Here is a 23,541-nt window from a genome sequence, read left to right as displayed (position 1 = left end):
GTCCGCGAAGCCACGCGGGCCTTGAGACGAGATCAGACGATCAGGGTGGCGGATCAGTGCCCGGTTTCGAGCAGCTCCCGGACGGGCGCGAACGAACGCCGGTAGATCGCCGTAGGACCGAGGCGTTTCAGCGCCTCGAGGTGCACCGGGGTCGGGTAACCCTTGTGCCCGGCCAGGCCGTAGCCCGGGTAGAGCGCGTCCAGCTCGGCCATTTCACGGTCTCGGGAGACCTTGGCCAGGATGGACGCGGCCGCAATCGCGGGGACCTTCGCATCACCCTGGACAACAGGCGCGCTGGGTACGGCGAGCTTGGGGCAACGGTTGCCATCGATGAGGGCCAGCTTCGGGGTCACGGAGAGCCCCTCCACCGCACGCTGCATGGCCAGCATGGTGGCGTGCAGGATGTTCAGCTGGTCGATTTCCTCGACCTCGGCCCGGGCGATGCACCAGGCCAGTGCCTTCTCGCGAATCTCATCGAACAGCGCCTCGCGGCGTGCCTCGGAGAGCTTCTTGGAGTCGTTCAGGCCCTGGATCGGGCGGGCCGGGTCGAGGATGACGGCAGCCGTCACCACCGGACCGCACAGCGGGCCGCGACCGACTTCGTCGACGCCTGCCACCAGCTCCTCGACCAGGTCGAAGTCCATGCCCATCTGCATCAGCGCGCCTCCGCCAGTTGCAACACCGCCTGGGCGGCTTCTTCGGATGCATCGCGACGCAGGGCGCGATGAATGGTGTCGAAACCCTCGGTCTGCGCCTCGCCGCCGTCGAGCAACGGCGACAGGGTCTGGGCCAGGGCTTCGGGGGTTGCGGCGTCCTGGATCAGCTCCGGCACGAGCAGGCGCTGGGCCAGCAGGTTCGGCAGCGACACATAAGGGCTCTTCACCAGGCGCCGCAGGATCGTGTAGGTGAGTGGCGCCAGGCGGTAGGCCACCACCATCGGACGCTTGTAGAGCAGCGCCTCCAGGGTGGCGGTGCCGGAAGCGATCAGAACGGCATCGCAGGCGGCCAACGCCTGGTGCGAGCGTCCATCGAGCAGGGTCAGCGGCAGGTCGCGCCCCGCCAGCATCTGCTCCAGCTGCTCACGGCGCGCGGCATTCGCGCACGGCAGTACAAACCGGATTCCGGGACGCATCGTGCGGAGCTGCTCGGCAGCATCGAGGAACAGCGCACCGAGCTTGCCGACTTCGCCACCCCGGCTACCGGGCATGAGCGCGACGACACTGCCCTCGGCAGGCAGGTCAAGGGCCTGCCGGGCGGCGGCGCGGTCAGCCTCAAGGGGAATGGTGTCCGCCAGCGGATGCCCGACGAAGCGGACCGGCACCTGGTGCTCTTCGTAGAAGCGCGCTTCGAAGGGGAACAGGGTGAGCATGAGGTCGCAGGCGTCGCGGATCTTCAGCACCCGCTTCTGCCGCCACGCCCATACCGAGGGACTGACGTAATGCACGGTGCGGATACCCGCTTGGCGGAGCTTGAGCTCGACACCCAGGGTGAAATCAGGCGCATCGATGCCAATGAAGACATCGGGTCGAGCCTCGATCAGGGTACGGATAAGGTGCTTCCGTCGACGGAGCAGTTCGGGAAGGCGTCCGAGCACCTCCACCAGCCCCATCACCGCCAGGCGTTCCATCGGGAAGTAGGAAACCAGGCCCTCAGCCTCCATCAAGGGACCGCCAACTCCGATGAACTCGATATCGGGACGGTGGGCCTTGAGGGCCTTCATCAGGCCGGAGCCGAGGATGTCACCGGACGCCTCGCCAGCGACCAGCGCGATGCGCAGGGGACGGGCCATGGCTCAGCGGGTGATGCCGCGGGTTGAAGACTGGATGGAGTCGCGGAACACGGCCACCTCGGGAAACTGGGCGGCGGACTCGGCCAACTCGGCCAGGGCCTGTTCGACCGTCAGCCCCTGGCGATAGACCACCTTGTAGGCCCTGCGCAGGGCCTGGATGGCCTCGGCACTGAAGCCACGACGGCGCATGCCTTCGAAGTTCATGCTGCGAGCTTCGGCAGGGTTGCCGAAGACGGTGACGTAGGCCGGGACATCCTTGCCGATGGCGGTGCCCATGCCGGAAAAGCTGTGGGCGCCGATGCGGCAGAACTGGTGGACCAGGGTGAAGCCGGAAAGGATCGCCCAGTCGTCGACATGGACATGCCCCGCCAGCGCGGTGTTGTTGACCAGGATGCAGTGGTTGGCGATGACGCTGTCATGCCCGACGTGTACATAGGCCATCAGCAGATTGTGATCGCCGATGGTGGTCTCCGCGCGGTCCTGGATCGTGCCGCGGTGGATGGTGACGCCTTCGCGGATCACATTGTGATCGCCGATCACCAGGCGAGTGGGCTCGCCCTTGTACTTCAGGTCGGGGGTGTCCTCCCCGACCGAGGAGAATTGGTAGATGCGGTTGTGCCTACCAATGCGGGTCGGTCCCTTGATGACCACGTGCGGACCGACCACGGTGCCCTCGCCGATTTCCACATCGGGTCCAACGATCGACCAGGGGCCGACCTGAACGCCATCCGCCAGCTTCGCCGACGGATCGATGATGGCGCGAGGGTCAATCAAACTCATAGCTTGCGTTCCGCACAGATGATCTCGGCCGAGCAGACTTCCTTGCCATCGACGTTGGCCTTGCATTCGAACTTCCAGATCCCGCGTTTGACGCTGAGGAATCGCGCCTCAAGGATCAGCTGGTCACCCGGCAGCACTGGCTGGCGGAAACGCAGCTTGTCCGAACCGACAAAGTAGTAGAGGGTACCGTCGGCCGGCTTGACGTCGAGCATCTTGAAACCAAGGATCCCCGCCGCCTGGGCCATTGCCTCGATGATCAGCACGCCCGGCATGATGGGGTGCTCAGGGAAATGGCCGTTGAAGAATGGCTCGTTGATGCTGACATTCTTGTAGGCGCGAATGCGCTTGCCTTCGATATCCAGGTCCACGACCCGATCCACCAGAAGGAAAGGGTAGCGGTGCGGCAGATATTCGCGAATCTCGTTGATGTCCATCATATTCCTGGAGCCTTGAATGGGGATTTGGGACGCGCGGCGCTGCGCGGGTCACGCATCAGATGAAGCATCCCCGCCCGGGGTCACTGCCGCCAGGCGCTTTTCCAGCTGTTGCAGACGACGCGCCATGTCGTCCAGTTGACGAATCCGGGCGGCGCTCTTCTTCCAGTCCGCTGCTGTCTGCATGGCGGTACCGGAGGAATAGGCACCCGGTTCAGTGATGTTGCGGGTCACCATGGTCATCCCGGTGACGAACACGTTGTCGCACACCTCGATGTGCCCGACCATGCCGACGCCGCCTGCGATCATGCAGTTGCGGCCGATCTTGGTGCTGCCGGAGATGCCCACACAGCCGGCCATGGCGGTATTGTCACCGACCTGCACGTTGTGGGCGATCATGATCTGGTTATCCAGTTTCACGCCGTTGCCGATGAGCGTGTCGGACAGGGCACCGCGGTCGATGGTGGTGTTGGCACCAACTTCGACATCGTCGCCCAGGGTCACGCCGCCGATCTGCGCGATCTTCTGCCAGACACCCTTTTCCTTGGCGAAGCCGAAGCCTTCACCGCCGATCACGGCACCGGACTGGATGACCACGCGCTTGCCGATCTTCACGTCGTGATAGAGGGTCACACGCGGGGCCAGCCAACCGCCTTCACCGATGACGCTGCGCGCACCGATAACGCTATAGGCACCAATGGTCACGCCGGCCCCGATACGGGCTCCCGACTCGATCACCACACCCGGCCCGATGCTCGCGCTGGGGTCGACCTGCGCATCCGCTGCAACGACGGCAGATGGGTGGATACCCACAGCAGCGACCGGCTTGGGATCGAACAGGTGCGACAGGCGCGCATAGGCCAGGTAGGGGTCCGGCACCACCAGCGCATCCCCCGCAAAATCTTCGGCATCGCCTGCAGTGAGCAGGACGGCACCAGCACGGGTTTCTGCGAGGAACTTGCGGTACTGGGGGTTGGCCAGGAAGGTCAGCTGATCCGGGCTGGCATCCTGCAGGGTGGCCAGCCCGCTGATCACGCGCGCTTCGTTGCCGCGCACGGCGGCACCGAGGCGCTCGGCCAGTTGGCCGAGGGTGTAGGAGACGGCTGTCATGTTCAGCGCAGCTGGTTCATGCGCTCGATGACCTGGCGGGTGATGTCGAACTGAGGCTTCACGTCAATCACGGCACCACGCTCCAGCACCAGGTCATAGGAGCCCTTCTTCAGGACCTCCTCGACGGCCTGGTCCAGCTTCGGCTTGAGCTGCTTGAGCATGTCACGGTCAGCCACGGCCTTGGCTTCGTTCAGTTCCTTGGACTGGAACTGGAAGTCACGGGCCTTCTGCTTGAATTCGAGCTCGAGGCGCTCGCGCTCGGCCTGCTGCATCTTCTCGCCTTCCTTGACCAGGCGGTCCTGGATGCGCTTGGCGTCGCTTTCCAGGGTCTTGAGCTTGTTCAACTGAGGACCGAACTTCTTCTCGGCGTCGACGGCGTACTTCTTGGCAGCGTCGGACTCCAGGAGCGCCATTTGGTAGTTCAGTACCGCGATCTTCATTTCGGCGAACGCCGGGGTGGCCATCATGGCCGCGGCTACCAGAACGAGTTGAGTCAACTTACGCACGATGCACTCCTGCAACAAATACTGTTGTCGTCTTGATCAAAACACTTAGAAGGTCTGGCCCAGGGAGAACTGGAACACCTGGGTGTCGGCATTGTCGGGCTTCTTGATCGGCATGCCCAGGCTGAAGCTCAGCGGGCCCAGCGCCGTGATCCAGGTCAAGCCCACACCCACCGAGCTTGCAAGCTCGCCCAGGTTGATGTTGCTGCAGTTCTTCGCCGTGGACGAGCAACTGGTGTCGAACACGTTGCCCACGTCCCAGAACAGCACGGTACGCAGCTGGCGCTGGTCCTTCACGAACGGCAGTGGGAACAGGTACTCGACGCCGCCCTGCACCAGCACGTTGCCACCGAAGGGCAGCGGATCCTGGTCCGGGTCAGCCAGAGTACCAGTGTTACCAGTTACCGCAGCACCACGGCTAGGAGTACTGCGCGGACCAAGGCTGCTGTCCTTGAATCCACGTACGGAGTTGAAGCCACCCGCGAAGTAGTGCTCGTAGAACGGCAGCTCAGAGGTAGAGCCGTAGCTGTCGCCGTAGCCCAGCTCGGTGTGCCAGCGCAGCGCGGTGTTCTGGGTCAGCGGAGTGAAGACCTGACCGCGGTAGTCGAGCTTGTAGAACGACAGGTCACTGCCGGGAATGGTGGTTTCCAGCACCAGGCTCTGGGAATGGCCACGGGTTGCCATCACGCCCTTGTTCAGGGTGGACTCGGACCAGCCGATCGATCCCTTGAAGTTCAGGTACTTGTCACCTTCTTTCTTGATGAAGTTGAAGATCTCGTCGACGGTGTAGCGGCCGGTGCCGATCTCGTCCTGCTGTACGGTCAGGCCGAAGGTCAGGCGCGACGTCTCGCTGATCGGGTAGCCGACGCTCACACCACCACCCAGGCTGTCCACGGAATAGCTGGAAACGTCCACGTCCAGCTTGTTGTAGTCAGTGGTGCGGTAGAAGGCGTTGTAGCCCAGGCTGACGCCATCGACGGTCCAGTAGGGGTCGACGAAGCCGAAGTTATAGCGGGTCTGGTACTCGGAGCGGGTCAGGCCGATGCTGACCTTGTTGCCGGTACCGAGGAAGTTGTTCTGGCTGATGGAGCCGCCCAGGATCAAGCCCGCGCTCTGGGCGAAGCCCACGCTGGCGGTGATGGAGCCGGAAGGCTGCTCTTCGACGGTGTAGTTCACGTCAACCTGGTCATCAGTACCCGGCACCTGCGGGGTCTCGACGTTCACTTCCTTGAAGAAGCCCAGGCGCTCGAGGCGGGTCTTGGATTGGTCGATCAGATAGGTCGACGCCCAGCCACCTTCCATCTGGCGCATTTCACGGCGCAGCACCTGGTCTTCGGTCTTGGTGTTGCCACGGAAGTTGATGCGGTTGACGTAGGCACGCTTGCCCGGATCGACGGCGAAGGTCACGGAGACGGTGTGGTCTTCGTCGTGGGTCTGGGGGATGCCGTTGACGTTGGCAAAGGTGTAGCCCTCGTTGCCCAGACGACGGGTGATCAGCTCGGAGGTGGTGGTCATCACCTTGCGGGAGAACACCTGCCTTTCCTTGACCAGCAGCAGCGCCTTCACTTCTTCCTCGGGCACCTTGAGGTCGCCGGAGAGCTTCACGTCGCGAATGGTGTACTTCTGGCCTTCATCGACGTTGACGGTGATGTAGACGTGCTTCTTGTCGGGGGTGATGGACACCTGGGTGGAGGAGATGTCCATGTTGATGTAGCCGCGGTCCAGGTAGTAGGAGCGCAGGCGCTCCAGGTCACCGGAGAGCTTCTCGCGGGCGTACTTGTCGTCGTTCTTGAAGAAGGACAGCCAGTTGGTGGTCTTCAGCTCGAACAGGTTGATCAGGTCTTCGTCGGGGAACACGGTGTTGCCGACGACGTTGATGTGCTGGATCGCAGCGACCGTGCCTTCGTTGATGTTGATCTTCAGCGCGACGCGGTTGCGCGGCTGGGGAATCACGTCGGCCTCGATCTCCGCGGAGTAACGACCCTGGGCCACGTACTGGCGCTGCAGCTCGTTACGCACGCCCTCGAGGGTCGCACGCTGGAAGATTTCGCCCTCGGAGAGGCCGGACTGCTTGAGGCCCTTCAGCAGGTCTTCGGTACTGATGGCCTTGTTGCCCTCGATCTCGATGCTGGAGATGGACGGACGTTCGACTACGCTGATGACCAGCACACCGCCGTCGCGGCCGAGCTGGATGTCCTGGAAGAAACCGGTCTTGAACAGGGCACGGGTGGCTTCGACCAGGCGGCGATCATCAGCCTGGTCGCCTACGTTCAGCGGCAGGGCGCCGAAGACGCTGCCTGCGGATACACGCTGCAGGCCGTTGACGCGGATGTCGGATATGGTGAAGGACTCGGCGTGAACTTTGCCGATCATGAGTGCGGCAAACACCGCGGTTAGCAGCAGGCGTTTCATGAAGTCCTTTTTTTCCAACTGATAATAAGGAATCTGCCGCATAGGGCGGCAGATCCGGAATTCAGTGACGCGTTACAGCCGGCTCAGGTCGTTCACCAAGGCCAGTAGCATGACCCCGACGACCAGACTGATACCGATCTGTACACCCCAAGCTTGCACCCGTTCTGACAATGGCCGACCACGCGCCCATTCGATCAGGTAGAACAGCAGGTGCCCCCCGTCCAGGACGGGAACTGGCAGTAGATTGAGAACCCCCAGGCTTATGCTCAGGTAGGCCAGGAAATTCAGGAAATCCCCCACGCCCGACTGGGCCGAAGCGCCCGCCACTTTAGCAATGGTTATCGGCCCGCTCAAGTTTTTTACCGAGAGCTCGCCGAGCAACATTTTCTTTAGGGAATCCAGAGTTAGCAGACTCATGGACCAGGTGCGTGCCGCCGCCTCGGCGACCGCATCCAGCGGCCCGAAAGCCACTTCGCGCAGCATCTCCGGCGGCCAGTCGACCGGCTTGACGCCTACGCCCATGAAGCCGCGGCGCGCCTCGCCTTCCCCGGCACTGCCCAGGGTGATGGAGACGTCGGCCACCTGCCCGGCACGTTCATAGCGGACCAGGACCGCCTGGCCGGCACGGGGGCGGACGTAGTCCACCAGTTGCTGCCAGTCGTCCAGACGGACATCGTCCAGCGCGAGAATGCGATCCCCCACCTGCAGCCCGGCGGCCTTGCCGGGGCCGTCAGGCACCTCGCCTACCACAGGCGGCAAGGCCGGGCGCCACGGCGTGATGCCGAGCGAGCCGATGGTGTCAGGCTCTTCGGCCCCCTTGAGCCAGTTGTCGAGCTGCAACTGCACGGACGTATCCACAGTCGAGCCAGCCTCGCGAACCTGCACATCCAAGGTCCCGGACTCGCCCAGACGGCGCACGAGCTGGAGATTGACGCCGCCCCATCCGGTCACTGCCTTGCCGTCCACCGAGACGATTTCCTGCCCGGGTACCAGGCCGGCACGCGCCGCGATGCTGTCCGGCGCTACGGCACCGATCACCGGGCGAACCTGCTGGCTGCCCAGCATGGCCAGCACCCAGAAAAACACCAGCGCCAGGATGAAGTTGGCTATCGGCCCTGCCGCAACGATGGCGATGCGCTGGCCGACGCTCTTGCGATTAAAGGTTTGACCGAGCTGTTCGGGCGGAATCTCGACGTCGGTCTCGCGCTCGTCGAGCATCTTGACGTAGCCGCCCAGGGGGATGGCCGCGATGACGAACTCAGTGCCATGGCGATCATGCCAACGCACCAGCGGCGTACCGAAGCCGACCGAGAATCGCAGCACTTTGACGCCGCAGCGGCGCGCCACCCAGAAGTGACCGAACTCGTGGAAAGTCACCAGCACCCCGAGTGCCACCAGGGTGCCCACGAACATGTAGAGCGCGTTCATCGAACCACCTTCGGGCTCAGCGCCCGTTCCGTACCAGCCATTGCTGAGCCGCTGCACGAGCGCGGGCGTCCGCCTCGACCACGGCGTCGAGCGATTCGACCGCCAGCGCCGCCTCTCGGTTCAGCACCTGGTCGATGATACTCGCGATCTCGGTGAAGCGAATCCGCCGCTCGAGGAAGGCCGCAACGGCAACTTCGTTGGCAGCATTGAGCATGGCCGGTGCACTGCCACCCGCCTCGGCCGCCTGACGAGCCAGGCGCAGGCAGGGAAAACGCCCCTCATCGGGCTCCTGGAAATCGAGCCGACCGACGCGGAAAAGATCGAGCGGCGCGACACCGGAATCCACCCGTTCCGGCCATGCCAGCGCATGAGCGATCGGAGTGCGCATGTCCGGGTTGCCGAGCTGTGCCAGCACCGAACCATCGACGTAGTCGACGAGGGAATGAATGACGCTCTGCGGGTGGATCACCACTTCGACCTGGGACGGCGCCGCGTCGAACAGCCAGCAGGCCTCGATCAACTCCAACCCCTTGTTCATCATGCTGGCCGAATCGACGGAGATCTTCCGCCCCATGGACCAGTTGGGATGGGCGCACGCCTGCTCCGGCGTGACATTGGCCAGCGCTTCCAGAGGCGTCTCGCGGAAAGGGCCTCCCGAGGCCGTGAGCAGGATGCGGCGCACACCGACCTGTGCAAGGCCACGCCCGTAGTCCACGGGCAGGCACTGGAAGATCGCATTGTGCTCGCTGTCGATCGGCAGCAGCACCGCACCATGGCGACGCACTGCCTGGATGAACAGGGCGCCGGACATCACCAGCGCCTCCTTGTTGGCCAGCAATACACGCTTGCCTGCCTCGACCGCCGCCAGGGTCGGACGCAACCCTGCCGCACCGACAATGGCGGCCATCACCGCGTCCACGTCCGGATGCGCGGCGATCTCACACAGCCCCGCTTCTCCCGACAGCACACGGGTGTCGAGACCAGCACTAATCAGCGCGTCCTGCAGGACGCGCGCGGCCGATACATCGGGTACCACCGCGAAACGCGGTCGATGCCGGATGCACAGGGCTTGCAGCTCCGTCAGGCGGGAAAAGCCGCTGATGGCGAAGACTTCATAACGCTGGGGATGGCGGGCGATCACATCCAGGGTGCTGAGCCCGATGGAGCCCGTGCCCCCCAGCACTGAAACGCGCAGAGGACGACTCACAATGCGCCCCAGCCCGCGACCCACAACAGGGTGGCGAACACCGGAATGGCAGCGGTGAGGCTGTCGATGCGATCCAGCACGCCGCCATGGCCAGGCAGCAGGTTGCTGCTGTCCTTGATGCCGGACTGGCGCTTGAACATGCTCTCGGTCAGGTCACCCACCACCGAGATCAGCACCACCACTGCCGCACCCAGCAGCCCCAGCACGAGCTCACCGCCAGACCAGCCGCGGTAGAGGCCGACACACAGCGTGATGAGGAGGCAGGTGACAAGCCCACCGATCAGCCCCTCCCAGCTCTTGCCAGGGCTCACCGCCGGGGCCAGCTTGCGCTTGCCGAAGGTCTTGCCGGAGAAGTAGGCACCGATGTCAGCGGCCCAGACCAGCACCATCACCGCAAGGATGAGCAGGTTCGCCAGCGGCCACTGCTTGAACAGCACCAGCCCTTGCCAGGCCGGCAGCAGGATCAGCAGACCGATCACCCACTTGCTGGCCTGGGCCCGCCAATGGCGGCTGCTTTCGGGGTAGCCCAGCACCAGGACGGTGGCAGCCCCCCACCAGAGCACCCCCAGCAGCAGGACCAGCGGCGCCAAGGCCGGCAACTGATAAAGGGCCAGCAGCGCCACGGCGACGACAGCGGCATAGCCGATACGGACGCCCTGGGACTCATGACCTGCAAGACGCGCCCACTCCCAGGCCCCAAGCGTCACCACGGCGCCGATGAACAGGGCAAAGGCCGCGCCATCCAGGAGGAAGAAGCCCCCAAGGGCGATCGGCAGCAGCACCAGGGCAGTGATGATTCGTTGCTTGAGCATCAGGGACGGGCCTCGGCCTCTATTTGTTCACTGGTCTTGCCGAAGCGGCGCTGGCGCGTGGCGAAGTCCGCCAGGGCCTTGCGCATGGCGTCGTGCTTGAAGTCGGGCCAGAACAGGTCGGAGAAATAAAGCTCGGCGTATGCCAGCTGCCAGAGCAGGAAATTACTGATGCGGTGCTCGCCACCGGTGCGGATGCACAGGTCGGGAAGCGGCAGGTCACCCGTCGCCAGGCAGTTCTGCATGAGCCCGGGCGTGATCTCGTCCACCTGCAGGTGGCCGGCCTGCACTTCACGCGCCAGCCGTTGGGCAGCCTGGGTGATGTCCCATTGCCCACCGTAGTTGGCGGCGATCTGCAGGGTGAAACGATTGTGCCCCGCCGTCAGCAGCTCGGCCTCGCGCATGGCGGCCTGCAGCTCGGGGTGAAAGCGGGAACGGTCGCCAATGATGCGCAGGCGGATACCGTTGTCGTTGAGTCGCCGCGCCTCGCGCCGCAAGGCACCGAGGAACAGCTCCATGAGCGCACTGACCTCGTCGGCCGGGCGCTGCCAGTTCTCACTGGAGAAGGCGAACAGGGTGAGCACATCCACCCCTGCATCCGCGCAGACCTCGATGACCGCACGGACCGCGTCGACACCGGCCTTGTGGCCGGCGACGCCGGGGAGCAGGCGCTTCTTGGCCCAGCGATTGTTGCCATCCATGATGATCGCCACATGCCGCGGGACCGCTGGAGAAACGCCTTTCTTTTCCATTTCAGAACGCCGTCAGACCGCCATCAGATCGGCTTCTTTGGCCTCCAGGGCCTTGTCGATCTCGCCAACGTACTTGTCGGTGAGCTTCTGGACCTCATCAGCAGCACGACGCTCTTCGTCTTCGCTGATTTCCTTTTCCTTCACCAGGTCCTTCAGCTGGGCGAGCGCATCACGACGGATGTTGCGCACGGCCACGCGGGAGTTCTCAGCCTCGGCACGGGCCTGCTTGGTGTAACCCTTGCGGGTTTCCTCGGTCAGAGCCGGCATGGGAACGCGGATGGTGGTACCGGCGGTGGCCGGGTTCAGGCCCAGGTCGGAGGTCATGATGGCCTTCTCGACCGCCTGGATCATGCTCTTGTCGAACACGGTCAGGGCCAGGGTGCGGGAGTCCTCGGCCACCACGTTGGCGACCTGGCGCAGGGGAGTATCGGCGCCGTAGTAGGAGACCATCACGCTGTCCAGGATGCTCGGGTGAGCGCGGCCGGTGCGGATCTTGGCGAAGGCGTGGTCCAGGGCCTCCAGGGTTTTCTTCATGCGCTCCTGCGCGTCCTTCTTGATCTCGTTGATCATTGTTCGCCCTCCTCGATCAGGGTTCCTTCGGCGCCGCCCACCACGATGTTCAGCAGGGCACCGGGCTTGTTCATGTTGAAGACCCGCAGCGGCATCTGCTGGTCACGGCACAGGCAGATGGCGGTCAGGTCCATCACCCCCAGCTTGCGATCCAGCACCTCGTCGTAGGTCAGGCGCTCGAACTTCTCGGCATTGGGGTCCTTGAAGGGATCGGCAGTGTACACGCCATCCACCTTGGTCGCCTTCAGCACGACGTCGGCGTCGATCTCGATGGCCCGCAGGCAGGCAGCCGAGTCGGTGGTGAAGAAGGGGTTGCCGGTGCCGGCGGAGAAGATCACCACTTCGCCACTCTTGAGGTGGCGCATCGCCTTGCGGCGGTCATAATGATCGGTCACGCCGACCATTGAGATGGCCGACATCACCAGCGCGGGAATGTTGGAGCGCTCCAGGGCATCGCGCATGGCCAGGCCGTTCATCACGGTGGCGAGCATGCCCATGTGGTCGCCGGTCACCCGGTCCATGCCGGCCGCACTCAGGGCCGCACCACGGAACAGGTTGCCGCCACCGATCACCAGACCCACCTGGACACCGATGCCGACCAGTTGACCGATCTCCAGCGCCATGCGGTCCAGGACCTTCGGATCGATGCCGAACTCCTCGGACCCCATCAGCGCTTCGCCGCTGAGTTTGAGCAGAATGCGTTTATAGCGAGGTTGACGACCACTCACCTGCTGAGCCATTACGAGTCTCTCCTGCGGCGTTTTTCGAATTCATGGGCCAGAGGCCCGGTACGCGGGGCATGGCGCTGGCCATGCCGATGGCGAACGCCAGGCGCACGCCACGGAACCTGCCCCAAATGGGTTCCCCAGTTTGACGAAGAGGCCGCGCGCGTGAGCGGGCAGCCTCTTGCGGGGCGACAGCCGAGGCCGTCTTATTGCTGGGTGGCAGCGACCTGGGCAGCTACTTCGGCAGCGAAGTCCACTTCCACCTTCTCGATGCCCTCGCCCACTTCGAAGCGAACGAAGGAAACGATTTCGGCACCGGCTTTCTTGGCCAGCTCACCAACCTTGACTTCCGGATCCTTGACGAACGGCTGCTCGACCAGGCTGGCTTCGGCCAGGAACTTGGAGATACGGCCCTTGACCATGTTCTCCACGATGTTCTCCGGCTTGCCGGCGATCTTGTCGGCGTTCAGGGCCAGGAAGATTTCCTTTTCCTTGGCGATGGCTTCTTCGGAAACCTCGGAAGCGTTCAGGAACTGCGGGTTGCTGGCAGCGACGTGCATGGCGATGTCTTTGGCCAGCTCGACGTTGCCGCCCTTCAGGTTCACCAGAACACCGATGCGGTGGCCGTGCAGGTAGGCACCTACTACGTCACCCTCGACACGGGCCAGACGACGGATGTTGACGTTCTCGCCGGTCTTGGCAACCAGGGCCAGGCGGGCTTCTTCGCGGGAGGCGACCAGCGGAGCAGCGTCGGTCAGCTTCTCGTTGTAGGCCTGCTCGACGGAGGCGGCAACGAAGGCCTTGAAGTCGTCCTGCAGAGCCAGGAAGTCGGTCTGGGAGTTGACTTCGATGATGACGGCAGCCTTGTTGTCGTCGGCAACCTTGACCGCGATGGAGCCTTCGGCAGCGATGTTGCCGGACTTCTTGGCGGCCTTGATGGCGCCAGCGGCGCGCATGTCGTCGATGGCCTTCTCAATGTCGCCGTCAGCGGCGGTCAGGGCCTTCTTGCAATCCATCATGCCCAGGCCGGTACGCTCACGCAGTTCTTTCACCAGGGCTGCAGTAATCTCTGCCATGTCGCAATCCTCTTGAATAGGTTTTCAACCATTCAGCCCGGCAACCCGGGCAAACAATTCTGTGAGGTGGCAAAAAGGGGGCCTAGCCCCCTTCCTGCGCACCGGGTAACGCTGGAGCGCTCCGAAATCAGCCTTCGGCTGCCTCGGAAGCGGCTTCCTCGACGAACTCGTCCGGACCGCCAGCGGCGTTCTGACGGCCGCGAATGACGGCGTCGGCCATGGCAGCCAGGTACAGCTGAACGGCGCGGATGGCGTCGTCGTTACCGGGGATGACGTAGTCAACGCCTTCCGGGCTGCTGTTGGTATCGACAACGCCGATGACCGGGATGCCCAGCTTGTTGGCTTCGGTGATGGCGATGCGCTCGTGGTCGACGTCGATCACGAACAGAGCATCCGGCAGACCGCCCATGTCCTTGATACCACCCAGGCTGCGCTCGAGTTTCTCGAGGTCGCGGGTGCGCATCAGGGCTTCTTTCTTGGTCAGCTTGGCGAAGGTGCCGTCCTGGGCCTGGGTTTCCAGGTCGCGCAGGCGCTTGATGGACTGACGGATGGTCTTGTAGTTGGTCAGCATGCCGCCCAGCCAGCGGTGATCGACGTACGGGGAGCCGCAGCGAGCAGCTTCTTCGCGGACGATCTTGCCAGCGGAACGCTTGGTGCCGACGAACAGGATCTTGTTCTTGCCTGCAGCCAGCTTCTCAACGAAGGACAGGGCCTCGTTGAACATCGGCAGGGTTTTTTCCAGGTTGATGATGTGGATCTTGTTGCGCGCGCCGAAAATGTACTTGCCCATTTTCGGGTTCCAGTAACGGGTCTGGTGGCCGAAGTGCACACCGGCCTTCAGCATGTCGCGCATGTTGACTTGGGACATCTCAATTCCTCGATAAGTCGGGTTAGGCCTCCACGTATCCCGATATCCAACCCTTGCGGGCACCCAGGAGACCGTGTCGATACGTGTGTGGGTTTGAGCCTTGCGGGCACCACTGCCCGTAAAGCGGCGCGTTTTATAGCATAAAAAGTGGCGGCAAGCTACATGAAACCGGCAAGCCGGACAGGGCACGCAGCGCCCTCGCGGCTTCTGGCTTGCCGCTCGAAGCTGATAAGATTGCCGCCTTCATACGGATACGCCTGAGAACCGCCATGACCGTCACCATCAAGACCGCCGACGAAATCGAGAAAATGCGCGTGGCAGGCCGCCTGGCCGCCGAAGTGCTGGAGATGATCGGCGAGCACGTCAAGCCCGGGGTGACCACCGAAGAGCTCGACCGCATCTGCCACGACTACATCGTCAACGTCCAGAAGGCGATTCCCGCCCCGCTGAACTACAAGGGCTTCCCCAAGTCCATCTGCACCTCCATCAACCACGTCGTCTGCCACGGCATTCCCAACGAGAAGCCGCTGAAGGATGGTGACACCCTGAACATCGACGTGACCGTCATCAAGGACGGCTACCACGGCGACACCAGCCGCATGTTCCACGTCGGCAAGGTGCCGGTCTGGGCCGAGCGCCTGTCCCAGGTGACCCAGGAGTGCATGTACAAGGCCATCGAACTGGTCAAGCCGGGCTGCCGCCTGGGCGACATCGGCGAGGTGATCCAGAAGCACGCCGAGAAGAACGGCTTCTCGGTGGTCCGCGAGTTCTGCGGCCATGGCATCGGCGCCGTGTTCCACGAAGAGCCCCAGGTCCTGCACTACGGCCGTGCCGGCACCGGCATGGAGCTGAAGGAAGGCATGACCTTCACCATCGAGCCGATGATCAACCAGGGCCGCCCCGAGACCAAGGTGCTGGGCGACGGCTGGACCGCCATCACCAAGGACCGCAAGCTCTCCGCCCAGTGGGAGCACACCATCCTGGTGACCGCCGACGGCTACGAGATCCTCACCCTGCGCAGCGACGACACCCTGCCGCGCACCGCCCCCTGATCGTTCCCTCTATATAAGGAAGGCCGTAGATGCCGCAGGTTGATCCCGAGCTTTTCGACCGCGGCCAGTTCCAGGCCGAACTGGCGCTGAAGTCCAGCCCCATCGCCGCGTTCAAGAAAGCCATCCGCCAGGCCAAGGATGTACTCGACGCCCGTTTCGCCAACGGCCGGGACATCCGCCGCCTGGTCGAGGACCGCGCCTGGTTCGTCGACCAGATCCTGCGTGAGGCCTGGGCCCGCTTCGACTGGAGCGAAGACGCCGACATCGCCCTGCTGGCGGTCGGTGGCTACGGCCGTGGCGAACTGCACCCCTACTCCGACATCGACCTGCTGATCCTGCTGGACAGCGCCGACCACGAGACCTTCCGCGAACCGATCGAAGGCTTCCTCACCCTGCTCTGGGACATCGGCCTGGAAGTCGGCCAGAGCGTGCGCTCCGTCGACGAATGCGCCGAAGAGGCCCGTGCCGACCTCACCGTCGTCACCAACCTGATGGAAAGCCGCACCATCGCCGGGCCGGAATCCCTGCGCCGGCGCATGCAGGAGGTCACCAGCCCGGAACGGATGTGGCCCAGCAAGGACTTCTTCCTCGCCAAGCGCCAGGAGCAGAAGGCCCGCCACGCCAAGTACAACGACACCGAGTACAACCTCGAGCCCAACGTGAAGGGCTCCCCCGGCGGCCTGCGCGACATCCAGACCATCCTCTGGGTCGCCCGCCGCCAGTTCGGCAGCCTCAACCTGCACGCCCTGGTCAAGGAAGGGTTCCTCGTGGAGAGCGAATGCAGCATGCTCGCCTCCAGCCAGGAGTTCCTCTGGAAGGTCCGCTACGCCCTGCACATGCTCGCCGGCCGCGCCGAAGACCGCCTGCTGTTCGACCACCAGCGCAAGCTCGCCGGGCTGCTCGGCTTCCACGGTAGCGACGCCAAGCAGGCCATCGAACACTTCATGCAGAAGTACTACCGCGTGGTCATGGCCGTCGCCGAACTCAGCGACCTGATCAACCAGCACTTCGAAGAGGTCATCCTGCGCAGCGGCGAGAACGCCGTCGCCCAGCCGCTCAACAGCCGCTTCCAGCTGCGTGACGGCTACATCGAGGTGGCCCACCCCAACGTCTTCAAGCGCACCCCCTTCGCCCTCATGGAGATCTTCGTGCTGATGGCCCAGCACCCGGAGATCAAGGGCGTGCGCGCAGACACCATCCGCCTGCTGCGTGACAGCCGCCACCTGATCGACGACGACTTCCGCAGCGACATCCGCAACACCAGCCTGTTCATCGAGCTGTGCAAGTCCCCCCAGGGCATCCACCGCAACCTGCGCCGCATGAACCGCTACGGCATCCTCGGGCGCTACCTGCCCGAGTTCGGCCACATCATCGGGCAGATGCAGCACGACCTCTTCCACATCTATACGGTCGACGCCCACACCCTCAATCTCATCAAGCACCTGCGCAAGCTCAAGTGGCCGGAGCTGGCGGAGAAGTTCCCCCTCGCCAGCAAGGTCGTCGACAAGCTGCCCAAGCCCGAGCTGATCTACATCGCCGGGCTCTACCACGACATCGGCAAGGGCCGCGGTGGCGACCACTCCGAACTGGGCGCCATCGACGCCGAGGCCTTCTGCGCCCGCCACCAGCTACCGGCCTGGGACTCGCGCCTGGTGGCCTGGCTGGTGCAGAACCACCTGGTGATGTCCACCACCGCCCAACGCAAGGACCTCTCCGACCCGCAGGTGATCCTCGACTTCGCCCGCCTGGTGGGCGACCAGACCCATCTCGACTACCTCTACGTGCTCACCGTGGCCGACATCAACGCCACCAACCCGAGCCTGTGGAACTCCTGGCGCGCCAGCCTGCTGCGCCAGCTCTACACCGAGACCAAGCGCGCCCTGCGCCGCGGCCTGGAGAACCCGCTGGACCGCGAAGAGCAGATCCGCCAGACCCAGGTCGCCGCCATCGACATCCTCGTGCGCAACGGCATCGACCAGGACGACGCCGAGCAGCTCTGGGCCCAGCTCGGCGATGACTACTTCCTGCGCCATACCGCCAGCGACGTGGCCTGGCACACCGAAGCCATCCTCCAGCATCCGGACGGCAACGACCCGCTGGTGCTGATCAAGGAAACCGCCCAGCGCGAGTTCGAAGGCGCCACCCAGATCTTCATCTACGCCCCCGACCAGCACGACTTCTTCGCCGTGACCGTGGCCGCGATGAGCCAGCTCAACCTGAACATCCACGACGCGCGGATCATCACCTCCACCAGCCAGTTCACCCTCGACACCTACATCGTGCTGGACACTGCCGGCGGCTCCATCGGCAACGATCCGGCGCGCATCCAGGAGATCCGCGAGGGCCTGATCGACGCGTTGAAGAACCCCGACGAGTACCCGGCCATCATCCAGCGCCGCGTCCCGCGCCAGCTCAAGCACTTCGCCTTCCCGCCGGAGGTCACCATCTCCAACGACGCCCAGCGTCCGGTGACCGTGCTGGAAGTGATCGCCCCTGACCGCCCCGGCCTGCTGGCGCGCATCGGGCGCATCTTCCTCGACTTCGACCTGTCGCTGCAGAACGCCAAGATCGCCACCCTCGGCGAACGGGTGGAGGACGTCTTCTTCATCACCGATGCCGACAACCAGCCGCTGTCCGACCCCGAGCTCTGCCAGCGCCTGCAGGCGGCCATCGTCTCCCAGCTCTCCGAGGCCAGTGGCCAGAACGCCCAGCTCGGTCGCATCAGCATCTGACGCGCCCGACCGCACCACCAGGAACCGCACATGAACGACGCCCTGAACCAGCTGCAGCCCTACCCCTTCGAAAAGCTCCGCGCCCTGCTCGCCGGCGCCCAGCCCCCGGCCGACCACGCGCCCATCGCCCTCTCCATCGGCGAGCCCAAGCACCGCTCCCCGGACTTCGTCGCCAAGGCCCTGGCCGACAACCTCGACCAGCTCGCCGTCTATCCCACCACCCTGGGCATCCCCGCCCTGCGCGAAGCCATCGCCGCCTGGTGCGAGCGCCGCTTCAAGGTGCCTGCCGGCTGGCTCGATGCCACGCGCCACGTGCTGCCGGTCAACGGCACCCGCGAAGCGCTGTTCGCCTTCACCCAAGCCGTGGTCAACCGCGCCGACAACGGCCTGGTGGTCAGCCCGAACCCCTTCTATCAGATCTACGAAGGCGCAGCCCTGCTGGCCGGAGCCGAACCCCACTACCTGCCCTGCGAGGCGGAAAACGGCTTCAACCCCGACTTCGACGCCGTGCCGGTCGAGGTGTGGAAACGCTGCCAGATCCTCTTCCTCTGCTCCCCGGGCAACCCCACCGGTGCCCTGGTACCGGTGGAGCAACTGAAGAAGCTGATCGCCCTGGCTGACGAGCATGACTTCGTCATCGCCGCCGACGAGTGCTACAGCGAGCTGTACTTCGACGAAGCCAACCCGCCAGCCGGCCTGCTCACCGCCTGCGCCGAGCTGGGCCGCAACGACTTCGCCCGCTGCGTGGTGTTCCACAGCCTGTCCAAGCGCTCCAACCTGCCGGGCCTACGCTCCGGCTTCGTCGCCGGTGACGCCGCCATCCTCAAGGCCTTCCTGCTGTACCGCACCTACCACGGTTGCGCCATGCCCGTGCAGACCCAGCTGGCCAGCGTCGCCGCCTGGAACGACGAGGCCCACGTGCGCGCCAACCGCGACCTGTACCGCGAGAAGTACGACGCCGTGCTCGACATCCTCGGCGGCGTGCTCGACGTGCAGCGCCCGGATGGCGGCTTCTACCTCTGGGCCAAGACCCCGGTGGACGACACGACCTTCACCCGCGAACTCTTCGCCCGCGAGCACGTCACCGTGGTGCCCGGCTCCTACCTCTCCCGCGAAGTGAATGGCGTCAACCCGGGCGCCGGCCGCGTGCGCATGGCCCTGGTCGCCCCGCTGGCCGAGTGCGTCGAAGCCGCCGAACGCATCCGCCGCTTCGTCCGCAGCCTCTGACCGGACTGCCCGGTCATCAACCGGGCCAGTGTCACAAAGCGGGACATCCGGGCTTGCCTCCAGGCGCCCGGCCCCCGACTATCCGAGCGTTCATCCAGGGACGGATGGGCAAGCAGCCCCGGCAGGTACCGGGTGCAGCCACCATGGAACGGGAGTCAGCATGAAAGTCTTCGAAGTCACCATCACCGTCGGCGGCGCCGTCGGCCACATCATCATCGGCGGCGGCATCTTCAACGCCAAGGTTCGCGACACCAGCAACAACCGCACCTCGCTCTACACCATCTACATGGCCGGCATCGGCGTTGGCCTGCCCGCCTTCCGCGCCACCTCCAGCACCTTCCGTTTCACCGATGACGACAGCAAGTCCTCCGACAGCTTCGAGGGCTACGGCTACATGGGCGGCGTCTCCGTGGAGGCCGGTGCCGGCGTCAAGATCGGCGGCGGCATCAAGATCCCCAACGGCCCGCTGATCCCCACCACCGTTTCCACCGACTACGGCGGCGTCGACATCAGCGTGTCCCACAACGTCACCCGCTGGGCGCTGTGAAGGAGGCTGCATGGACCTCGCACTCAGACTGATCATCGCCGCGCTGTTACTGGCCCTGGCGCTCTACCTGCTGCTGCGCCCGGCCCAGGCCGGCGCCGCGCTGGCACGGTTCTACGGGCGCTACCCGCTGGTGCGCATGGCACCGACCGAGCAGCTCGCCTCGCGCCCCGCCCTGCTGCGCCTGCTGGGGCTGGGTCTGGCTGTGCTGGGCGCCGCTGCCCTGCTCCTGTAGCACGCTCCCACGCGGCGCCGGGCGTGGCATAATCGCCGACCGACGCCGCGCGGCCCCTCGCCGCGCGCCCCATGGCCCACCGCGAACCGAGCTGCTCAATGACCATTACCCTCTATGGCATCAAGGCCTGCGACACCATGAAGAAAGCCCGCACCTGGCTCGACGAGCAGGGTGTGAGCTACGCCTTCCACGACTACAAGACCGCCGCCATCGACCGCGCCAGCCTGAAGAAATGGTGCGATGAACACGGCTGGGAAACCGTGCTGAACCGCGCCGGCACCACCTTCCGCAAGCTCGACGACGCGCAGAAGGCCGATCTCGACCAGGCCAAGGCCATCGACCTGATGCTGGCCCAGCCCTCGATGATCAAGCGCCCGGTGCTCGACCTCGGTGACCGCACCCTGGTCGGCTTCAAGCCGGACCTCTACGCCGCCGCGCTCAAGTAACCCCGAACACCGAACGGACGTCCGACAGCCAGGCACGCGACCGGCAGCGGGCGTCCGAACCACCCTTTCAGAACGAGGAATGTCCATGTCCCACGCACTCTTCAGCATCGCTTTCGGCGTTGGCACCCAGAACCGCCAGGGCAACTGGCTGGAAGTCTTCTACGCACAGCCGCTGCTCAAGCCCACCGAAGCACTGGTCGCCGCCGTGGCCCCGCTGCTCGGCTACACCGGCGGCAACCAGGCCATCGCCCTCAGCAACACCCAGGCCGCTGACCTGGCCAGCGCCCTGAAAGAGATCGACGCCGCCCAGGCCGCCCTGCTGACCCGCCTGGCCGAGAGCCACAAGCCGCTGGTCGCCACCCTGCTGGCCGAAGATGCCGCGCTGACCTCCACCCCCGAGGCCTACCTCAAGCTGCACCTGCTCTCCCACCGCCTGGTCAAGCCCCACGGCCTGAACCTCACCGGCATCTTCCCGCTGCTGCCCAACGTGGCCTGGACCAGCGAAGGCGCCGTGGACCTGGCCGAACTGGCCGAGCGCCAGCTGGAAGCGCGCCTGAAGGGCAACCTTCTGGAAGTCTTCTCCGTGGACAAGTTCCCGAAAATGACCGACTACGTCGTCCCCGCCGGCGTGCGCATCGCCGACAGCGCCCGCGTGCGCCTGGGCGCCTACATCGGTGAAGGCACCACCGTGATGCACGAAGGCTTCGTCAACTTCAACGGCGGCACCGAAGGCCCGGGCATGATCGAAGGCCGCGTCTCCGCAGGCGTCTTCGTCGGCAAAGGCTCCGACCTGGGCGGCGGCTGCTCCACCATGGGCACCCTCTCCGGTGGCGGCAACATCGTCATCTCCGTGGGTGAAGGCTGCCTGATCGGCGCCAACGCCGGCATCGGCATCCCGCTGGGCGACCGCAACATCGTCGAGGCCGGCCTGTACATCACCGCCGGCACCAAGGTCGCCCTGCTGGACGACCAGAACGCCCTGGTGAAAGTGGTCAAGGCCCGCGACCTGGCCGGCCAGCCCGACCTGCTGTTCCGTCGCAACTCGCAGAACGGTGCCGTCGAGTGCAAGACCAACAAGACAGCCATTGAGCTGAACGAAGCCCTCCACGCCCACAACTAAGCTGCACAGGGAAGCCGGCGTCGGACGCTCCACAGCCTCCGGCACCGGCTTTTCACTTCCCGCCGTCCGGCTTCAGGCCCATCGTCATGCTCCCATCTCCCTGGCGCTCCGACTTCCCCGCCCTCTCGGCCCTCGACGCCGAGGGCCAGACCTACCTGGACAGCGCCGCCACCTCGCAGAAGCCCCAGACGGTGCTGGATGCGCTGCTCGGCTACTACGCCAGCGGTGCCGCCAACGTGCACCGGGCCCAGCACCTGCCGGGCGAGCGCGCCACCCGCGCCTTCGAAGGCAGCCGCACCCGCGTTGCCCAGTGGCTGAATGCCGAGCACCCGGCGCAGATCGTCTTCACCCGGGGCACCACCGAAGCGCTCAACCTCCTGGCCTACGGGCTGGAGCAGCAGTTCCGGCCGGGCGAGCGCATCGTCATCAGCGCCCTGGAGCACCACGCCAACCTGCTGCCCTGGCAGCAACTGGCCCGCCGTCGCCAGCTCGAGCTGGTGGTGCTGCCGCTGGATGCACGGGGTGACATCGACCTCGACCAGGCCCGCCAGCTGATCGACTCGCGCACCCGCCTGCTGGCCGTCAGCCAGCTGTCCAACGTGCTCGGCCGCTGGCAGCCCCTCGGCGAGCTGATGGCCATGGCCCGCCAGCAAGGTGCGCTGACCGTGGTGGATGGCGCCCAGGGAATAGTCCATGGCCGCCATGACGTTCAGGCCCAGGGCTGCGACTTCTACGTGTTCTCCGGGCACAAGCTCTACGGCCCGGAAGGCGTCGGCGTGCTCTACGGCCGCACCGAGGCCCAGGCCCGCCTGGCCCACTGGCAGTTCGGCGGCGAGATGGTGCGCCGTGCGGGCTACCACGATGCCGACTTCCACGACGCCCCGCTGGGCTTCGAGGCCGGCACCCCGGCGATTGCCTCGGTGATCGGCCTCGGCGCCGCGCTGGACTACCTCGGCAGCCTCGACGCCGCAGCGGTCAGCGCCCACGAGACGGTACTCCACGCCAAGCTGATGGCCGGCCTCGCCGCCCGCGACGGCGTGCGCCTGGTGGGCGAGCCCCAGGTGGCGCTGGCCTGCTTCAGCGTCGATGGCGTGCACAACGCCGACCTCGCCCACCTGCTCACCGAACAGGGCATCGCTGTGCGCGCCGGTCACCACTGCGCCATGCCGCTGTACCAGGGGCTCGGGCTCAGCGGCGCGATCCGCGTATCCCTCGGCCTCTACAACGACGGCGCTGACGTAGAGCGCTTCCTCTCAGCCCTGGACAAGGCCCTGGAGCTGCTGCGATGAACCTTCCCCCCCAAGCCACCGAAGCCCTGGCAGCCTTCGGCGCCGCCGGCAGCTGGGAACAGCGCGCGCGCCTGCTGATGCAATGGGGTGAACGCCTGGAGCCCCTGAGCGACATCGAGCGCAGCGAAGCCAACCGCGTGCACGGCTGCGAAAGCCAGGTCTGGCTAGTGGAGGAGATAAAGGAAGGGCACCGCCACTTCCGCGCCGCCAGCGATGCGCGGCTGATCCGTGGCCTGCTGGCCGTGCTGCTGGCGCGGGTCCAGGGCCTGGCGCGGGAGGAGCTGGCCACGCTGGACCTCAGCGACTGGTTCACCCAGCTCGGCCTCTCCCGCCAGCTCTCACCATCCCGCACCAACGGCCTCAACGCCGTGCTCGAAAGGATGCGCAAGGCTGCACCGTGAAAGGCGGGTTAATGAATCCGCTCGCGCCTGTA

General features: G+C 65.1%; 24 protein-coding genes. 9 read left to right on the top strand and 15 right to left on the bottom strand.

Annotated elements, in window-relative coordinates; genetic code table 11:
* Positions 1 to 53 precede the first annotated feature (53 nt).
* From rnhB to rpsB, 15 genes are all read right to left on the bottom strand, one after another.
* Entirely contained in the window at positions 54 to 656 is a 603-nt protein-coding gene (gene rnhB / locus RTK35_RS20820; protein ID WP_316908876.1) for a ribonuclease HII, read from the bottom strand.
* Positions 656 to 1,789, bottom strand: a complete 1,134-nt coding sequence (gene lpxB, locus RTK35_RS20815; RefSeq protein WP_316908875.1) for a lipid-A-disaccharide synthase — start codon at positions 1,787 to 1,789, stop codon at positions 656 to 658. Before lpxB ends, rnhB begins: the two co-directional genes overlap by 1 nt.
* Before the next feature lie 3 nt (positions 1,790 to 1,792).
* Positions 1,793 to 2,569, bottom strand: coding sequence for an acyl-ACP--UDP-N-acetylglucosamine O-acyltransferase (gene lpxA / locus RTK35_RS20810; protein ID WP_044414356.1), 777 nt, complete (start codon positions 2,567 to 2,569; stop codon positions 1,793 to 1,795).
* Positions 2,566 to 3,006: a 3-hydroxyacyl-ACP dehydratase FabZ gene (gene fabZ, locus RTK35_RS20805; RefSeq protein ID WP_044414358.1), complete on the bottom strand. Its 441-nt coding sequence runs from the start codon at positions 3,004 to 3,006 to the stop codon at positions 2,566 to 2,568. The genes lpxA and fabZ overlap by 4 nt, the downstream gene beginning before the upstream one ends.
* Positions 3,007 to 3,054: 48 nt before the next feature.
* Positions 3,055 to 4,113, bottom strand: coding sequence for a UDP-3-O-(3-hydroxymyristoyl)glucosamine N-acyltransferase (gene lpxD, locus RTK35_RS20800; protein ID WP_316908874.1), 1,059 nt, complete (start codon positions 4,111 to 4,113; stop codon positions 3,055 to 3,057).
* 2 nt (positions 4,114 to 4,115) lie between these two features.
* A complete protein-coding gene (locus RTK35_RS20795) occupies positions 4,116 to 4,619 on the bottom strand; it encodes an OmpH family outer membrane protein (protein ID WP_044414364.1) in 504 nt (167 codons plus the stop codon).
* Positions 4,620 to 4,664: 45 nt separating this feature from the next.
* Entirely contained in the window at positions 4,665 to 7,028 is a 2,364-nt protein-coding gene (bamA, locus tag RTK35_RS20790) for an outer membrane protein assembly factor BamA (protein WP_316908873.1), read from the bottom strand.
* Between the two features lie 72 nt (positions 7,029 to 7,100).
* The gene (gene rseP, locus RTK35_RS20785; protein ID WP_279801548.1) at positions 7,101 to 8,456 is read right to left on the bottom strand and encodes an RIP metalloprotease RseP; all 1,356 of its coding nucleotides are present in this window, start codon (positions 8,454 to 8,456) and stop codon (positions 7,101 to 7,103) included.
* 16 nt (positions 8,457 to 8,472) lie between these two features.
* The gene (gene ispC / locus RTK35_RS20780) at positions 8,473 to 9,663 is read right to left on the bottom strand and encodes a 1-deoxy-D-xylulose-5-phosphate reductoisomerase (RefSeq protein WP_316908872.1); all 1,191 of its coding nucleotides are present in this window, start codon (positions 9,661 to 9,663) and stop codon (positions 8,473 to 8,475) included.
* Positions 9,660 to 10,475, bottom strand: coding sequence for a phosphatidate cytidylyltransferase (locus RTK35_RS20775; RefSeq protein ID WP_316908871.1), 816 nt, complete (start codon positions 10,473 to 10,475; stop codon positions 9,660 to 9,662). Before RTK35_RS20775 ends, ispC begins: the two co-directional genes overlap by 4 nt.
* Entirely contained in the window at positions 10,475 to 11,224 is a 750-nt protein-coding gene (uppS, locus tag RTK35_RS20770) for a polyprenyl diphosphate synthase (protein WP_172434459.1), read from the bottom strand. Before uppS ends, RTK35_RS20775 begins: the two co-directional genes overlap by 1 nt.
* Positions 11,225 to 11,236: 12 nt before the next feature.
* Positions 11,237 to 11,794: a ribosome recycling factor gene (gene frr / locus RTK35_RS20765; protein ID WP_044414379.1), complete on the bottom strand. Its 558-nt coding sequence runs from the start codon at positions 11,792 to 11,794 to the stop codon at positions 11,237 to 11,239.
* Positions 11,791 to 12,534: a UMP kinase gene (gene pyrH / locus RTK35_RS20760; RefSeq protein ID WP_044414381.1), complete on the bottom strand. Its 744-nt coding sequence runs from the start codon at positions 12,532 to 12,534 to the stop codon at positions 11,791 to 11,793. The genes frr and pyrH overlap by 4 nt, the downstream gene beginning before the upstream one ends.
* Before the next feature lie 191 nt (positions 12,535 to 12,725).
* Positions 12,726 to 13,595 carry a translation elongation factor Ts gene (tsf, locus tag RTK35_RS20755; RefSeq protein ID WP_044414384.1) on the bottom strand — a complete coding sequence of 290 codons (870 nt, stop codon included), beginning with the start codon at positions 13,593 to 13,595 and terminating at the stop codon, positions 12,726 to 12,728.
* A gap of 127 nt (positions 13,596 to 13,722) precedes the next feature.
* The gene (gene rpsB, locus RTK35_RS20750) at positions 13,723 to 14,463 is read right to left on the bottom strand and encodes a 30S ribosomal protein S2 (protein ID WP_044414387.1); all 741 of its coding nucleotides are present in this window, start codon (positions 14,461 to 14,463) and stop codon (positions 13,723 to 13,725) included.
* Positions 14,464 to 14,732: 269 nt separating this feature from the next.
* Between rpsB and map the strand changes: the two genes are divergently transcribed.
* From map to RTK35_RS20705, 9 genes are all read left to right on the top strand, one after another.
* Positions 14,733 to 15,515 carry a type I methionyl aminopeptidase gene (gene map, locus RTK35_RS20745; RefSeq protein ID WP_044414390.1) on the top strand — a complete coding sequence of 261 codons (783 nt, stop codon included), beginning with the start codon at positions 14,733 to 14,735 and terminating at the stop codon, positions 15,513 to 15,515.
* 29 nt (positions 15,516 to 15,544) lie between these two features.
* Complete coding sequence (locus RTK35_RS20740; RefSeq protein WP_316908870.1) at positions 15,545 to 18,247, top strand: [protein-PII] uridylyltransferase; 2,703 nt, start codon at positions 15,545 to 15,547, stop codon at positions 18,245 to 18,247.
* Between the two features lie 30 nt (positions 18,248 to 18,277).
* Positions 18,278 to 19,474: a succinyldiaminopimelate transaminase gene (dapC, locus tag RTK35_RS20735; RefSeq protein ID WP_316908869.1), complete on the top strand. Its 1,197-nt coding sequence runs from the start codon at positions 18,278 to 18,280 to the stop codon at positions 19,472 to 19,474.
* 160 nt (positions 19,475 to 19,634) lie between these two features.
* A complete protein-coding gene (locus RTK35_RS20730) occupies positions 19,635 to 20,021 on the top strand; it encodes a hypothetical protein (RefSeq protein WP_044414394.1) in 387 nt (128 codons plus the stop codon).
* A 10-nt stretch (positions 20,022 to 20,031) separates the two neighbouring features.
* Positions 20,032 to 20,253 carry a hypothetical protein gene (locus RTK35_RS20725; protein ID WP_316908868.1) on the top strand — a complete coding sequence of 74 codons (222 nt, stop codon included), beginning with the start codon at positions 20,032 to 20,034 and terminating at the stop codon, positions 20,251 to 20,253.
* 98 nt (positions 20,254 to 20,351) lie between these two features.
* Positions 20,352 to 20,699, top strand: a complete 348-nt coding sequence (locus RTK35_RS20720) for an ArsC family reductase (RefSeq protein WP_069562134.1) — start codon at positions 20,352 to 20,354, stop codon at positions 20,697 to 20,699.
* 85 nt (positions 20,700 to 20,784) lie between these two features.
* Positions 20,785 to 21,819 (top strand): 2,3,4,5-tetrahydropyridine-2,6-dicarboxylate N-succinyltransferase, encoded by a 1,035-nt coding sequence (gene dapD, locus RTK35_RS20715; RefSeq protein WP_074971963.1) that lies wholly within the window; start codon positions 20,785 to 20,787, stop codon positions 21,817 to 21,819.
* A gap of 86 nt (positions 21,820 to 21,905) precedes the next feature.
* Complete coding sequence (locus tag RTK35_RS20710; protein ID WP_316908867.1) at positions 21,906 to 23,108, top strand: cysteine desulfurase; 1,203 nt, start codon at positions 21,906 to 21,908, stop codon at positions 23,106 to 23,108.
* A complete protein-coding gene (locus RTK35_RS20705) occupies positions 23,105 to 23,509 on the top strand; it encodes a SufE family protein (RefSeq protein WP_316908866.1) in 405 nt (134 codons plus the stop codon). Before RTK35_RS20710 ends, RTK35_RS20705 begins: the two co-directional genes overlap by 4 nt.
* The last annotated feature ends 32 nt before the right edge of the window (positions 23,510 to 23,541 follow it).

This window comes from Pseudomonas sp. zfem003, assembly GCF_032621675.1.
Lineage (GTDB): Bacteria > Pseudomonadota > Gammaproteobacteria > Pseudomonadales > Pseudomonadaceae > Metapseudomonas > Metapseudomonas otitidis.
This window is presented reverse-complemented; position numbering and strand designations above follow the sequence as displayed.

What these genes read in the sequence shown, in the direction of transcription:
- dapC (WP_316908869.1), top strand. Translation starts at nt 18,278, where the DNA reads ATGAACGACGCCCTGAACCAGCTGCAGCCCTACCCCTTCGAAAAGCTC.
- lpxB (WP_316908875.1), bottom strand. Translation starts at nt 1,789, where the DNA reads ATGGCCCGTCCCCTGCGCATCGCGCTGGTCGCTGGCGAGGCGTCCGGT.
- pyrH (WP_044414381.1), bottom strand. Translation starts at nt 12,534, where the DNA reads ATGGCTCAGCAGGTGAGTGGTCGTCAACCTCGCTATAAACGCATTCTG.
- RTK35_RS20740 (WP_316908870.1), top strand. Translation starts at nt 15,545, where the DNA reads ATGCCGCAGGTTGATCCCGAGCTTTTCGACCGCGGCCAGTTCCAGGCC.
- RTK35_RS20730 (WP_044414394.1), top strand. Translation starts at nt 19,635, where the DNA reads ATGAAAGTCTTCGAAGTCACCATCACCGTCGGCGGCGCCGTCGGCCAC.
- rseP (WP_279801548.1), bottom strand. Translation starts at nt 8,456, where the DNA reads ATGAACGCGCTCTACATGTTCGTGGGCACCCTGGTGGCACTCGGGGTG.
- RTK35_RS20775 (WP_316908871.1), bottom strand. Translation starts at nt 10,475, where the DNA reads ATGCTCAAGCAACGAATCATCACTGCCCTGGTGCTGCTGCCGATCGCC.
- RTK35_RS20705 (WP_316908866.1), top strand. Translation starts at nt 23,105, where the DNA reads ATGAACCTTCCCCCCCAAGCCACCGAAGCCCTGGCAGCCTTCGGCGCC.
- bamA (WP_316908873.1), bottom strand. Translation starts at nt 7,028, where the DNA reads ATGAAACGCCTGCTGCTAACCGCGGTGTTTGCCGCACTCATGATCGGC.
- lpxA (WP_044414356.1), bottom strand. Translation starts at nt 2,569, where the DNA reads ATGAGTTTGATTGACCCTCGCGCCATCATCGATCCGTCGGCGAAGCTG.
- frr (WP_044414379.1), bottom strand. Translation starts at nt 11,794, where the DNA reads ATGATCAACGAGATCAAGAAGGACGCGCAGGAGCGCATGAAGAAAACC.
- map (WP_044414390.1), top strand. Translation starts at nt 14,733, where the DNA reads ATGACCGTCACCATCAAGACCGCCGACGAAATCGAGAAAATGCGCGTG.
- RTK35_RS20720 (WP_069562134.1), top strand. Translation starts at nt 20,352, where the DNA reads ATGACCATTACCCTCTATGGCATCAAGGCCTGCGACACCATGAAGAAA.
- lpxD (WP_316908874.1), bottom strand. Translation starts at nt 4,113, where the DNA reads ATGACAGCCGTCTCCTACACCCTCGGCCAACTGGCCGAGCGCCTCGGT.
- RTK35_RS20725 (WP_316908868.1), top strand. Translation starts at nt 20,032, where the DNA reads ATGGACCTCGCACTCAGACTGATCATCGCCGCGCTGTTACTGGCCCTG.
- rnhB (WP_316908876.1), bottom strand. Translation starts at nt 656, where the DNA reads ATGCAGATGGGCATGGACTTCGACCTGGTCGAGGAGCTGGTGGCAGGC.
- uppS (WP_172434459.1), bottom strand. Translation starts at nt 11,224, where the DNA reads ATGGAAAAGAAAGGCGTTTCTCCAGCGGTCCCGCGGCATGTGGCGATC.
- dapD (WP_074971963.1), top strand. Translation starts at nt 20,785, where the DNA reads ATGTCCCACGCACTCTTCAGCATCGCTTTCGGCGTTGGCACCCAGAAC.
- tsf (WP_044414384.1), bottom strand. Translation starts at nt 13,595, where the DNA reads ATGGCAGAGATTACTGCAGCCCTGGTGAAAGAACTGCGTGAGCGTACC.
- rpsB (WP_044414387.1), bottom strand. Translation starts at nt 14,463, where the DNA reads ATGTCCCAAGTCAACATGCGCGACATGCTGAAGGCCGGTGTGCACTTC.
- RTK35_RS20710 (WP_316908867.1), top strand. Translation starts at nt 21,906, where the DNA reads ATGCTCCCATCTCCCTGGCGCTCCGACTTCCCCGCCCTCTCGGCCCTC.
- fabZ (WP_044414358.1), bottom strand. Translation starts at nt 3,006, where the DNA reads ATGATGGACATCAACGAGATTCGCGAATATCTGCCGCACCGCTACCCT.